The sequence below is a fragment of the Sphingopyxis macrogoltabida genome (genome assembly GCF_001307295.1).
GTDB lineage: Bacteria > Pseudomonadota > Alphaproteobacteria > Sphingomonadales > Sphingomonadaceae > Sphingopyxis > Sphingopyxis macrogoltabida_B.
Map to the genome: position 1 here is coordinate 3,981,901 of NZ_CP012700.1, position 12,566 is coordinate 3,994,466.

Annotated in this window: 11 protein-coding genes and 1 tRNA gene; 6 read left to right on the top strand and 6 right to left on the bottom strand. The window is 66.0% G+C overall.

The features are described 5' to 3' along the window. Positions 1-94: 94 nt before the first annotated feature. Both AN936_RS18510 and AN936_RS18515 read right to left on the bottom strand, forming a co-directional pair. Positions 95-946, bottom strand: a complete 852-nt coding sequence (locus AN936_RS18510; RefSeq protein WP_054589368.1) for a hypothetical protein — start codon at positions 944-946, stop codon at positions 95-97. A 195-nt stretch (positions 947-1,141) separates the two neighbouring features. Next, positions 1,142-1,216: transfer RNA gene (locus AN936_RS18515), tRNA-Gly, on the bottom strand. A 198-nt stretch (positions 1,217-1,414) separates the two neighbouring features. Between AN936_RS18515 and AN936_RS18520 the strand changes: the two genes are divergently transcribed. After that, a complete protein-coding gene (locus AN936_RS18520; RefSeq protein WP_054589369.1) occupies positions 1,415-2,326 on the top strand; it encodes a tetratricopeptide repeat protein in 912 nt (303 codons plus the stop codon). Positions 2,327-2,330: 4 nt separating this feature from the next. Continuing rightward, positions 2,331-2,981, top strand: a complete 651-nt coding sequence (locus AN936_RS18525) for an LON peptidase substrate-binding domain-containing protein (protein ID WP_054589370.1) — start codon at positions 2,331-2,333, stop codon at positions 2,979-2,981. Positions 2,982-2,985: 4 nt separating this feature from the next. Here AN936_RS18525 and AN936_RS18530 read toward each other — a convergent pair whose 3' ends face one another. Further along, a complete protein-coding gene (locus AN936_RS18530) occupies positions 2,986-3,654 on the bottom strand; it encodes a sigma factor (protein ID WP_054590416.1) in 669 nt (222 codons plus the stop codon). A 94-nt stretch (positions 3,655-3,748) separates the two neighbouring features. Beyond that, positions 3,749-4,990, bottom strand: a complete 1,242-nt coding sequence (locus tag AN936_RS18535) for an FAD-dependent monooxygenase (protein WP_054589371.1) — start codon at positions 4,988-4,990, stop codon at positions 3,749-3,751. Between the two features lie 125 nt (positions 4,991-5,115). Here AN936_RS18535 and AN936_RS18540 point away from each other — a divergent pair, with 125 nt between their 5' ends. The 4 genes from AN936_RS18540 (at position 5,116) to ribA (ending at position 10,522) form a co-directional block, all read left to right on the top strand. Then, complete coding sequence (locus tag AN936_RS18540; protein ID WP_054589372.1) at positions 5,116-7,428, top strand: DNA translocase FtsK; 2,313 nt, start codon at positions 5,116-5,118, stop codon at positions 7,426-7,428. A gap of 117 nt (positions 7,429-7,545) precedes the next feature. Next, complete coding sequence (locus tag AN936_RS18545; protein ID WP_084758534.1) at positions 7,546-8,196, top strand: LolA family protein; 651 nt, start codon at positions 7,546-7,548, stop codon at positions 8,194-8,196. A gap of 476 nt (positions 8,197-8,672) precedes the next feature. Continuing rightward, the gene (locus tag AN936_RS18550) at positions 8,673-9,458 is read left to right on the top strand and encodes an exodeoxyribonuclease III (RefSeq protein ID WP_054589373.1); all 786 of its coding nucleotides are present in this window, start codon (positions 8,673-8,675) and stop codon (positions 9,456-9,458) included. After that, positions 9,455-10,522, top strand: coding sequence for a GTP cyclohydrolase II (gene ribA, locus AN936_RS18555; RefSeq protein WP_054589374.1), 1,068 nt, complete (start codon positions 9,455-9,457; stop codon positions 10,520-10,522). Before AN936_RS18550 ends, ribA begins: the two co-directional genes overlap by 4 nt. Before the next feature lie 108 nt (positions 10,523-10,630). Here the strand turns inward: ribA and AN936_RS18560 are convergent, their stop codons facing one another. Continuing rightward, positions 10,631-11,437, bottom strand: coding sequence for a LytR/AlgR family response regulator transcription factor (locus AN936_RS18560; protein WP_054589375.1), 807 nt, complete (start codon positions 11,435-11,437; stop codon positions 10,631-10,633). Beyond that, positions 11,434-12,558 (bottom strand): sensor histidine kinase, encoded by a 1,125-nt coding sequence (locus tag AN936_RS18565; protein WP_054589376.1) that lies wholly within the window; start codon positions 12,556-12,558, stop codon positions 11,434-11,436. Before AN936_RS18565 ends, AN936_RS18560 begins: the two co-directional genes overlap by 4 nt. Between the last annotated feature and the right edge of the window lie 8 nt (positions 12,559-12,566).

Consider the following 12,566-nt stretch of genomic DNA (forward strand, 5'->3'; position numbering starts at 1 on the left):
GATCAGGGATTCCGCCGTTTGCAGACGTTTCCCGGTAATTGCGCTTGGGAGGAATCCGCGTAAATGCGCCGTTCCTCGGCAATTGGGGTCGTGATTAAGCGGAGCGATTTTTCGCGATCGTTTCCAGAATCTGCTTGGCGTAACTCGAAAGCTGGGTTTCGCCGGGTACTTCGCGGCGCCTGCTGCGATACCAATCCTCCAGAAGCCCGACGATTAGCTTTTGATTACCGCGCTTCTTGGCAATGTCGATCTTCCGCACGTCGGGATGTTCGATCAGCGACATCACGGCATCGGTATAATCGTACTTTCTGGGCGCTCCGACACGGCTCGGTTCAGCTTTGGCATCCGCGATCAGTTTGAGGACGTCCGCATCCAGAAATAGTTCGCGGTCGAACCAGAAACCGACCGGGCCGAAGAGCGCACTGCGAATTGTCCCGTCCCTCGCAACATGAGCCGCCCGAAGCTTGCCGAAGAAATAGCGGTGATCGATATAGCGCCGCGCCCCATTCGTGGTTCGATAGAAGGCGCGCAAAGTCGACTCGCGTTGGAGCAGGGAGAAGAGCCGTTCAAGGTTCCGCGCCGCGGGGTCGTCAGCATTGGCATAAAGAGCCGTCTGCGGCGCCGAAGCCTTCATCCCGCCATACTGAAACACGCGCCATGACGCGAACACGGCCATCGTTAGCACGAAGCAAACCAGCCCGATGAAAACCACGGTATCTGCGCCAGAGGTGTCGCTGACGGTCAGAAAGATACCGGGCCCGAGGGTAATTATCGTCGCGAAAGCAGTGGAGACTAGGGCCAGGCATAGTAGCCAATAGCGTTTCTGAATGACGCGCGAGGCATCCGCCGCAATGCGGTCTAGTTCGACAAGGCCTGCCTGTTCGTCCGCGCTGATGAAACGGGCCGCGACGATACGTAGAGGCAACACTTCCTTCCGATCGTCCACGATCTTCTCCTAGCGCGAGATCACACCATGGCATTGATCGCATGCCGATACAAATCCATGCGCAGCCGTTGGCAAACTGCAGCAAATAAGGACGAAGAATATTTCTTCGGTGGTAGCCCGGTGGTAGCCCGGAGAAAAAGGCGGCTTCAGGCATCAACCTGAAATCTCGCAGACCATTGATTTTGCTGGAAAATCTGGAGCGGGCGAAGGGATTCGAACCCTCGACCCCAACCTTGGCAAGGTTGTGCTCTACCCCTGAGCTACGCCCGCTCTGGCGGCTGGAAACGGGTGGCTCCCAGCGGGTGAGGCGGGCGATTAGCACCGGCTTTCGGAGTCGGCAACCCCCTTCATGCTTTTCCCGCAACATGACGGCCGAAGGGTTGGCATATCGCCCGCAAATCCCACATAAGCGGGTGCGAGTCTTTTCCGGCCGATGCCGGAGCCGCAGATTTTAAGGAGCATCCCCACGTGGCCACTTTGGGTCTGAACCCGCAAGAGAAGGAAGCCGTCGAAGCTTTCCGCCGCGACGTCGTCGAACCGTCGATGACGAGCCTCGTCATTCTCGATTTCTGGGCCGAATGGTGCGGGCCGTGCAAGCAGCTTGCCCCAACGCTCGAAAAGGTCGCCGCCGATTATGCCGACAAGGGCGTCGTGCTGGCAAAGGTCGACGTCGACGCCAATCCGTTCATCGCCGGCCAGTTCCAGGTCCAGTCGATCCCGACCGTCTATGCGATCTTTCAGGGGCAGCCGGTCGCAAACCTGACCAACGCGCGCAGCGAAAGCCAGCTCAAGGCGATTCTCGACCAGTTGCTCGCCCAGCTCCCGATCGAGAGCGCGGCGAGTGCCCGCGCGGTCGAGATCGCGCCGCTGATCGAGATGGGCGAAAATATCCTCGTCGAAGGCGACGGGCCGCGCGCCGCGAGCATCTTTGCCCAGATCCTCGACATGGCGCCCGACAATGCCGCCGCGCATGGCGGGATGATTCGCGCCCTGCTGCTCGCGGGCGATATCGACGGCGCGCAGGCCGCACTCGACGCGGTCCCCGCCGAAATCGCCGCAGACCCGGCCGTCGCGCAGGCGAAGAGCGCGCTGGCACTGGCTGCCGACGCCCCCGACGCGGGTGAGCTTGCCGGCTTCGAGGCCACAGTCGCGGCGAACCCCGACGACCATCAGGCGCGCTTCGACCTTGCCGCGGCCCAGATCGGCGCGGGGCAGCGCGATGCCGCCGCCGACAACCTGCTCCACATCGTCGCCGCCGACCGCGAATGGCAGGACGGTGCCGCGCGGGCCAAATTGCTGTCGCTGTTCGAGGCGGTCGGGCTCGAGGACCCGTGGGTAGCGGCGCAGCGCCGCCGCCTGTCGCTGATCCTGTTCGGTTAGGCCGATGACGGAAGCGGCGCCCCTGACCATCCAGCGGATCGCGATCTTTCCGCTGCCCGGCGCGGTGCTGTTTCCGGGGCTGCACCTGCCGCTGCACATCTTCGAGCCGCGCTATTCGGCAATGGTGCAAGAGGTGCTCGCGCGCGACCGGCAGATCGGGATGATCCAGCCGCGCCAGCTTCCCGGCGAAGAATATCGCGAGCCCCCCGCGCTGTACGACATCGGCTGCGTCGGCCGCATTATCGACGTCGAGGCGCTCGACGAGGGGCGCTTCAACCTGGTGCTCGAAGGCGTCGCGCGCTTTCGCGTTCGCCGCGAGCTCGACGTGACGACGCCCTTCCGTCAGGTCGAGGCCGAAATCGAGATCGAGGCTGAGGACGACGCGGTGCTGTCGAGCATCGAACGCGCCAGCCTCGAGCGCGAAGCAAAGCGCTTCGCGGCGCGGCAGGGCTATGTCGTCGACTGGGATTCGGTCGGCCAGCTCGACGACGCGACGCTGGTCAACGGCATCGCGCAGGTCGCGCCCTTCGACGCTGCGGCGAAACAGGCGCTACTCGAAGCGACGCCGATCGACGCCCGCGCCGAACTGGTCGTCCAGATGATGCAGTTCTTCGGTCGCTTCGATGGCGACGATGGGCGCGCGACGCTGCAATAGACGCTCAGTGCAGTTTCCCGCCAGCATGGCGGACGATATCAGCGAACGCGCGGCGCACGATATGGCGGTCGCTTTCGCCGAGCCGCTCGGCCGCCTCGGCGCCGATGAGCTGGCGGCGAACCAGCGTCTGTTCGGCGACGCTCCGGCGCGCATCGAGCCGCGCGCCCCGCCGGTCGGCCCAATCCGCGACCAGGCGGTCGGCCACCCGCCCGGCCAGGCAGTCGGCGGCGCGGCGTTCGGCCGCCGCCTCCGCCGCGGGATCGGCCAACCACGCATCGGCGCCGGCGTCGATCATCGCGTCGAGCGATAATATCGTCGTCACCTGGCGGCGCCCGGCGCTGCGGTGTTCGCCGTAGAGGCGAAGGCGCAGCGCCTGCAATTCGGCGCGGAGCTGCCACGTGACATAGGTGGTGAACCGCGCGCGCGCCGGATCATAATGATCGGCGGCGCGGTGAATCGCGATCGCACAGGCCTGCCCGGCATCGTCGGCGACACCGGTCAGCCCATAGACGCGGATAAGATAGCGGATCCGCGGCGTTAGCAACGCGGCGAGGCGCGCGAAGGCGCGGTCGACCCGGGCCCTCGCGCGGGCGCCCGGCGCAATGTCGAGCGCGGTGCGCGCCGCGATCAACGCCGTCACCGCCTGTTCGAGCGTATCGCTTTTCGCCGACATGATCATTCCCCCGACCGCGCGGCACGATTGCCGCAAGCGCGGGGTTAGGACGTCATGGTTAGCGCCGGCATGCCGGCCGCCTACGCATTTACACCTAGACTTCGGCGCCGGTCAGCAGGCGCGGCAGGTCGCCCGCCTCACCGCGCGCTTCCTCCATGAAAAAGCGCTTGAGCAAAGGCAACCGCTGCACCGCGCCGAGCCCGGTGCGGCGTACCGCCGCGGCGGTGCGGCCGGGGATACCGAACAACCGCGTCAGCCCGTCGGTCGCAAGGCTGACCATCAGGCTGTCGAGCCCGCGCCAGCGCTGGTAGCGCGCGAGCAGCGCCGCATCGCCGAGATCGAGGCCAAGCCGCGCCCCTTCGACAAGCACTTCGGTCAGCGCCGCCACATCGCGCAGGCCAAGGTTGAGCCCCTGCCCCGCGATCGGATGGATGCCGTGCGCGGCGTCGCCGACGAGCACCAGCCGCTGCGCGACGATCGACGCGCTGTGGTGGAAGCCGAGCGGATAGGTCATCCGCGGCGCGACGAGCTCCATCGTACCGAGCAGACCGCCGGCGCGCTTTTCGAGTTCGGCGGTGAAGCCGCGGTCGCCGAGCTTGGCGAAACCGGGTCCATCCTTTTCGGAGACGGTCCACACAAAGGCCGAGCGATGCCGGCCCTGTTCGTCGTCGACGAGCGGCAACAGCGCGAACGGCCCGGCGGGATAGAAGATTTCGTGCGCGACATGGCCGTGCGGGCGTTCGTGGGCAACCGCACCGATCATCGCATGATGATGATAGGACCAGTTCGCGATGCTGAACCCCGCCGCGTCGCGCGTCGGCGAGCGGCGGCCCTCGGCGACGATCAGCAGCGGCGCGGCGAGCTGCGCTCCGTCGGCGAGCGTCAACGTCACGCCATGGGCGCCGATGTCGCGCGCCGTCACCCGCGCCGGCATGTGCAACCGGACGAGCGGCGCGTCGGCAAGCGCGGCCGCCAGCGCCAGCCGTAGCCGGCGATTTTCGACCATCGTGCCGAGCGGCGCGCTGTCTTCGGCAGTGACGAAATCGAGTTCGCCGCCGCGCCCCTGCCCCGGGGCGCCATCGCCGACCTTGATCGCGCGGATCGGGCAGCCGTGACCGGCAAGACGATCGGCGAGGCCAAGCACTTCGAACATCTGCCAGGTCGCGCTGGCGATCGCCGAGGCGCGGCCGTCGAAGCCCGGCGCGATCGTCGCCACCGGATCGGCGGGATCGACGACCTGCGACGACAGGCCATGATGCGCCAGCGCCAGTGCCAGCGCCTGGCCGACGAGGCCGCCGCCCGAAATCAGGACATCGCTGCGCAGGGTTTCGCTCATGCCGCTGCCCTAGCGCGGGCCACGATCATTGGAAAGGCTGTGCGCAACCGGCGGGGCCCTGCTTGACGGCGAGTCCGGCCCATGCGCATATCGCCGTGGTTAACTGACAGGGACCCGAACTCAGCATGGCAAGCCGCAAGGCCATTACCGCAAAGGCCGACTGGCGCACCGTTTTCCGCCAGAGCATCGCACGATCGCTGGTGATCGCCGCCGCGGTCGCGCTTGGCATCTTCACGCTGTTCCTGACCCTCGCGCTCGTCACCTACGACGGCACCGACGCCGCGATCCACACCGCTGCCGGCGGCAACCCGTCGAACTGGATGGGCGGCGCGGGGGCGTGGTTCGCCGACCTGATGCTGTTCGTCGGCGGCGCCGCGATCGTCCTGCTATTGCCGCTGTTCGGCGTCGTCGCATGGCGGCTGTGGGCGGCGACGCCGCAGCCCTATTGGAAGCGCCAGCTCGCCCTGGCCTTCGTTGCGATCCTGCTCGTCGGGCTGGGGCTGCAGCTCTGGGCACCCGACAGCAATGCGCCGCTGCCCGCCGGCTGGGGCGGGATCATCGCGCTGATCGTCGGCGGGGCGATCGACCCGCTGTTCGAACGCGCCGGCGATCCCGCGGCGGCGCTGATCCGCTTCGCCACGATCCTCCTGCTCGTCGGTGTCGGCCTGTGGCTCGGCTGGCGGGCGTTGCGGCTCGAAAAGGGCTGGGCCTCGCGCTTCCGGCTGCCCGCGGCCGAGAGCGGCCGCGTCGCCATGCCAGCGAGGGCCGCCGAAACCGACGCGAGGATCGTCGATCCGGCCGAGCGCGTCGTCAAGCCGCGTCCGCTCGCCGAACCCAGCGACCGTGCCCCGCCCGAAATCGCCGATCCCGCGCAGCGTAGCGCGCCCTCGAAACCGCGGCCGAAACCGCAGACCGAGCTGTTCACCAATTACCAGCTCCCCTCGATCGACCTGCTCGCGCCGCCGCCGCCCGGACCGACCGGGCAGATCGACAAGGCAGGGCTGGAACGCAACGCGAGATTGCTCGAATCGGTGCTCGAGGATTTTCAGGTCAAGGGCGTCGTCACCGCGGTGCGCCCCGGCCCCGTCGTCACCATGTACGAACTCGAACCCGCGCCGGGCACCAAGGCGAGCCGCGTGTCGAACCTTGCCGACGATATCGCGCGCAACATGTCGGCGCTGTCGGCGCGTATCGCGCCGATCCCCGGCCGCACCGTGATCGGCATCGAACTGCCCAACGCGCATCGCGAATCGGTCGTCCTGCACGAAATCATCGGCAGCGCGCTGTTCCAGGACCAGACCGGCGCGCTGCCGATCATCCTCGGCAAGAATATCAGCGGCGATGCGATGATCGCCGACCTTGCCCCGATGCCGCACCTGCTGATCGCGGGTACGACCGGCTCGGGTAAATCGGTCGGCCTCAACGCGATGATCCTCTCTTTGCTCTATCGCCTCGGTCCCGATCAGGTGAAGATGATCATGATCGATCCCAAGATGCTGGAACTCAGCGTCTACGACGACATTCCGCACCTCCTCGCCCCAGTGGTGACCGAGCCCAAGAAGGCGATCCGCGCCCTCAAATGGGCGGTCGAGCAGATGGAGGACCGCTACCGGATGATGTCGTCGCTGTCGGTGCGCAATCTTGCCTCGTACAACGACAAGGTCCGCGGCGCGCTCGCCAAGGGCAAGTCGCTCGGGCGACGGGTCCAGACGGGCTACGACCCCGACACCGGCCAGCCGGTCTATGAGGAAGAAACGCTCGATTACGCGCCGCTGCCGCAGATCGTCGTCGTCGTCGACGAGCTTGCCGACCTGATGATGACTGCGGGCAAAGAGGTCGAATTCCTGATCCAGCGGCTCGCGCAAAAGGCACGCGCGGCGGGCATCCACCTGATCCTCGCGACGCAGCGCCCCTCGGTCGACGTCATCACCGGCGTCATCAAGGCGAATTTGCCGACGCGCATCAGCTTCAACGTCACCAGCAAGATCGACAGCCGCACCATCCTTGGCGAAGCCGGCGCCGAACAATTGCTCGGCAAGGGCGACATGCTCTACGTGCCCGGCGGCAAGCAGATCACCCGCATCCACGGACCTTTCGTGTCGGACGACGAGGTGCGCGCGGTCGCTGATCACTGGAAGGGTCAGGGCCGCCCCGACTATATCGAGAGCGTCACCGAGGATCCCGAGGATGGCGGCTTCGCGATGGAGGGCGCCCCGGCGGGCGGCGACAGCGCCGAGGACCGCATGTATGCCAAGGCGTGCCAGATCGTCATCGAAAGCCAGAAGGCGTCGACGAGCTGGCTGCAGCGGCAACTGCGCATCGGTTACAACAGCGCCGCGCGCCTGATCGAGCGGATGGAGGAGGAAGGGCTGGTCAGCCCGCCCAACCATGTCGGCCGCCGCGACGTGCTGACCGACCAATATGGGCAGCAGCGCTGACCCCGGTTCGGAACCATCGCCGCGCCCGCGACTTGAACAGCATCTAACCGGCGGGTTCAGGGCATGTTCAATGCCCGGACGCCATGAACCGGCCGGAACAAACAGAATGAGAGCCCGATGACCCTGAAGAATCCCCTCACCCGCGCCGCCGCGTTCCTCCTCGCTCCGGCCGCTGCCGCCGGCCTCGCGCTGGCCGTGCCTGCGGTCGCGCAGTCGTCGAACGCGCTCGCCTCGGTGCAGGCGCATCTCAAATCGACCAGCTCGATGACCGCCGACTTCACGCAGACCGACCGCAACGGCCAGCGGCTGACCGGCAAGCTGACCCTGAAGCGCCCCGGCAAGATCCGCTTCCAGTATCAGAAGGGCGTGCCGCTGCTGATCGTCGGCGACGGCAGTTCGCTGACCATGATCGATTATGAGGTGAAGCAGGTGCAGCGCTGGCCGGTGAAGAATTCGCCGCTCGGCGCGCTGCTCGACCCCGACCGCGACCTCAGCAAATATGCGAAGGTGCTGCCGACGGGTAACGACGGCGTCCTCAGCGTCGAGGTCAAGGATCCGAAGCGGCCCGAATATGGCACGATCACCATGGTGTTCATCCGCGACGGCGCGTCGCCCGGTGGCCTCCGGCTGCGCGGCTGGGTGGCGCTCGATTCGCAGAACAACCGGACGCGAATCGATCTCGCCAACCAGAAGTTCAACGTCGCCGTCGCCGATTCGGCCTTCAAATGGACAGATCCGCGGCCGAAACAGCGCGGCCGCGCCGGCTGAGCTGCCGTCCTTTGCGAAGCTGTTGAGACGGCGCCGGTTTCACGAACGAAACCGGCGCCGTTTTTCCGCCGAACCGCCGCCCAGTATCGACGAACTGCAATGACGCGTCCAAAACCGTTCATTTTCGTTCAGCTTGGCGACAGGGAGGAGCGGCTATTTCACTTCTCGAAGGCGCCAACACGGCACCCGGACTTGGGTTTCCCCCTGTTGCCCCATCCGGAACGCCCGGTGCCTTCATTCAAGAGCGTGACGAACGCTGACCTTGAACCCCCGTTCCACCGCCCCTGGGACGGGGGTTTAATTTGTCCGGCGTTTACGTTCTGCCGCTGACGCGGCAGGCGGCACCGGCCCGCTCCCCCGCCCAGCCTCCCAACAGCGTATTCTGGAATGGGAGGCCGCGCGGGGGGAGCGGGCGGCTGCTGCAAAGCAAGAAAGCCACCGTTGCACCGGTCCGCCTGCGCCGATAGAGCCACCGCATGACAAGCATCGCATCCTGGAACATCAACAGTGTCCGTGCGCGCATCGGCATCGTCGAAAAATTGCTGCGCGAGGAGGCTCCCGACATCCTGTGCCTGCAGGAAACCAAGGTCGAGTGCGGCACCTTCCCCAAGGAGATGTTCCGCGCCCTCGGTTACGAGCATATCGAGACCCACGGCCAGCGGATGCACCACGGCGTCGCGATCGTCAGCAAGGTGCCGCTGACCGACGTGCGCAAATATGACTGGCAGGCGAATGGCGAGGCGCGCCATGTCGGCGTGACGCTGCCTTCGGGCGTCCGGCTCGACAATGTCTATATCCCCGCCGGCGGCGATATCGCCGACCGCGATCTCAATCCGAAGTTCGGGCAAAAGCTCGATTTCTTTGGCCGGATGACCGAATGGGCCGGCGCGCTCGACCAGCCGACGGTCCTGACCGGCGACTTCAACGTCGCGCCGCTCGAAAGCGACGTCTGGAACCACAAGGCGCTGCTCGACGTCGTCAGCCACACGCCGATCGAGGTCGAAACCCTCGGCAAGCTGCAGGCGGCATCGAACTGGGTCGACCTCGGCCGCCATTTCATCGCCGCGCCGACGCCACTCTACACCTGGTGGAGTTATCGCGCGAAGGATTGGGAAGCGTCGAACCGCGGCCGCCGGCTCGACCATATGTGGATCACACCCGACCTGCTGCCGCAAGCGCTGTCGCACCGCATCGTCCAGCCGGCGCGCAGCTGGGAACGCCCGTCGGACCATATCCCGCTCGTCACGGAGTTCGCTTTTTGACCGACGGCGCGAGCGATGCCGGCGCCCGCCAGGCGGCGCGCGCCATCGACGCGCTGCGCCGCGGGTGGCCGTTCCGGGTGACGGGCCCCGACGGGGCGCTCGACCTGCTGGCAGTCGAAAGCGCGCGCGACGACGCGCTCGCCGAATTCGGCAGCGGCGACGTGCTGATTTCGGGCGAGCGCGCCGTGACGCTGAAACTCACCAACCAACGCGTCGCGGCCACGCCGGGGCCGGTGCGGCTCGCCGGCGCGGCCGACCGGGTTGCGGCGGCGCTGGCAATCGCCGACCCCGCACTCGACCTCGCCCATCCGCTCAAGGGGCCCTTCCGCACCGTCGCCATCGGCGGCGAGACCGCCGCGTCGGCCGCGATGACGATGGCACGCCACGCCGGACTGCTCCCCGCCTTTTTCGTTCGCGAAGCTACCGGCGCGACCGAGACCGCCTGTTCGGCGGACGACGTCGCACTGCTGCTCGACCCCGCCCGGCTGCAGGTCGCGGCGCGCGCGCGCCTGCCCGTCGAAGCGAGCGAAAGCGCCGAGATCGTCGCCTTTCGTTCGCCCGAAGAGGCCTCGGATCATGTCGCGCTCGTCATCGGCAAGCGCGACGGCAATCCTCCCGTGGTGCGGCTGCACAGCGAATGCCTGACCGGCGACGTGCTCGGCAGCCTCAAATGCGATTGCGGACCGCAGCTCCACGCCGCGCTCCACGCAATGGCCGACGCACCATGGGGGGTGTTGCTCTACCTCCGGCAGGAAGGCCGCGGCATCGGGCTCGTCAACAAGCTGCGCGCCTATGCGCTGCAGGATCAGGGCTATGACACGGTCGACGCCAATCTGCGGCTCGGCTTCCCGGTCGAGGCGCGCGACTTCGCGATTGCCGGGCGGATGCTCGAACTGCTGAACATCCCGCGCATCCGGTTGATGACCAACAATCCGGAGAAGGTCGCGCGGCTGGAGAAGGAGGGCGTCGAGGTCGCCGAACGCATTCCGCTGGCGCTGCCGACGAACCCGCATAACGAGCAATATCTCGCGACAAAGCGCGACCGGACGGGGCACCAACTTTAGTTAACCGTCATTGCGAGGAGCCGAAGGCGACGCGGCAATCCAGAGCGGCGTAAACCCGCCCTGGATTGCTTCGCTACGCTCGCAATGACGATATTTGCTGTTGCTGGCTCAGTGCACGAAGCGCGCCACCACGTCCCGGTAGCTGCGGCTCACCTTCACCTGCGCGCCCGATCCGAGTACGAGGAAGCATTCGCCGTTGGTATGCGGCTTGACCTGCTTGACCTGGCTGAGGTTGACGATCGTCGAGCGGTGGACGCGCTGGAAGTTGCGCGGGTCGAGCCGCTTTTCGAGGTCCTTCATCGTCTCGCGCAGAATGAGCGAATTGTCGGCGGTATAGATGCACATATAGTCGCCCGCGGCGTCGATCCGCTCGATGCTATCGACATCGACGCGGAAAATCTGGCCGCGATCCTTGATGTTGATCATCTTTTCATAGCGGTCGGCGGCATGCGCATCTGGCTGGACCTCAGCACCATATTCCTCGACCGCTTCGGGGGCGACTTCGGCGAGCACCGTCTTCAGCCTTTCGACCTCGGCCACGCCGCGCTTCTCGGCAAGGCGCTGGCGGACGCGATCGAGCGCGTCGGCGAGCCGCTCGGGCTCGACCGGCTTGACGAGATAATCGACCGCCTGCGCCTCGAACGCGCGGATCGCGTGGTCCGAATAGGCGGTGACGAAGACGACCAGCGGCGGTTCGACCTCCATTAGCCCCTGGATGACCGAAAAGCCGTCGAACCCCGGCATCTGGATGTCAAGGAAGACGAGGTCGGGCTTGTGGGTCTTGATCTTTCTGATGGCCTCGCGGCCGTTGAGCGCGGTGTCGACCACCTCGACATCGGCATGGGCTTCGAGCCGCAGTTGCAGGCCTTGGGTGGCCAGTTTTTCATCATCCACCAGGATGGTTCTGATCGTCATGTGCGTTCGGTTCCAATCGTCATTTGACCGTCAGGCTGGAACGGAAACTCGATAACCACCGTGAACCCGCCCTCAGCGCCCACCTGGGCATCGAACCGGTGCTGGTCGCCAAAAGCCTGCGCCAACCGGTCCCTGATGTTGGCTAAACCCACACCGGTCGATTCCGTTGCAAAGCCCGTGGTGGGGTCGGTACCGTCGGCTGACAATCCCGACCCGGTGTCGGACACGGTGATCCGGACATTTTGACCGGCAAGCTGTGCGGAAATGGTGATATCGGCGCCGTCTTCCTGCGGCGTCACCGCATATTTGATCGCATTTTCGATCAGCGGCTGGAGCAAAAGCGAGGGCAATCGCGCCCGCGCAACGGCCGGATCGATCGCGAAATGCGGGCGCAAACGCTCCTCGAAGCGCATCTTCTCGATATCGAGATAAAGCTTGAGCGTCTCGATCTCCTGCGCCAGCGTCACCTGCGCGGTCGGCTCGTTGGCGAGCGTGTAGCGGAGGAACGCCGACAGGCGCGACAGCATCGCATTGGCGGGCTCGGCCTGTTTAAGCAGCACGAGGGTCGAAATGCTGTTCAGCGTGTTGAACAAGAAATGCGGGTTGAGCTGATAACGCAGCATCGCAAGCTGCGCCGACGCCGCCTGCGCTTCGAGCCGCAGCATGCGGTCCTGCTGCTCCTCGAGCTGGAGGAAATAGTTGATCGCGAAATAAAGCGCCGACCAGGCGCCGAGCGAGGTCGCATCGATATAGACCGCGCCGAGCAGCAGGCTGGTGAACCCCGCCTCGCTCGCCGGGTTCTGGATTTGCGCGACCCAGGCGTCGATGAACGCCCAGAGCGCGGTCGCCACCCCGGCGAGCCCGAAGCTGACCCCCCACATGAGCAGCGGGCGGCGGTTGATCAGCGCGCGATAGCAGACCGACAGGATAAGCGAGAGCGAGAAGCCGGTGATCGCCGAGATCATCTGCGGGATCAGGAAAGAAAAGCTCTGCCCGTTGGCGAGCCCCGATACGCCGCGCAGCCCAAGCCACGCGGTCCACCCCAATATCTGGAGATTCCAAAAGGCGCGCACCTTGTTGCCGAAAAAGGGGCCCGGCGAGGACAGTCCGAACAGCGACATGGCGGCCT

What these genes read in the sequence shown, in the direction of transcription:
- AN936_RS18530 (WP_054590416.1), bottom strand. Translation starts at nt 3,654, where the DNA reads ATGTCGGCGAAAAGCGATACGCTCGAACAGGCGGTGACGGCGTTGATC.
- AN936_RS18535 (WP_054589371.1), bottom strand. Translation starts at nt 4,990, where the DNA reads ATGAGCGAAACCCTGCGCAGCGATGTCCTGATTTCGGGCGGCGGCCTC.
- AN936_RS18545 (WP_084758534.1), top strand. Translation starts at nt 7,546, where the DNA reads ATGACCCTGAAGAATCCCCTCACCCGCGCCGCCGCGTTCCTCCTCGCT.
- AN936_RS18550 (WP_054589373.1), top strand. Translation starts at nt 8,673, where the DNA reads ATGACAAGCATCGCATCCTGGAACATCAACAGTGTCCGTGCGCGCATC.
- AN936_RS18525 (WP_054589370.1), top strand. Translation starts at nt 2,331, where the DNA reads ATGACGGAAGCGGCGCCCCTGACCATCCAGCGGATCGCGATCTTTCCG.
- AN936_RS18540 (WP_054589372.1), top strand. Translation starts at nt 5,116, where the DNA reads ATGGCAAGCCGCAAGGCCATTACCGCAAAGGCCGACTGGCGCACCGTT.
- AN936_RS18560 (WP_054589375.1), bottom strand. Translation starts at nt 11,437, where the DNA reads ATGACGATCAGAACCATCCTGGTGGATGATGAAAAACTGGCCACCCAA.
- AN936_RS18565 (WP_054589376.1), bottom strand. Translation starts at nt 12,558, where the DNA reads ATGTCGCTGTTCGGACTGTCCTCGCCGGGCCCCTTTTTCGGCAACAAG.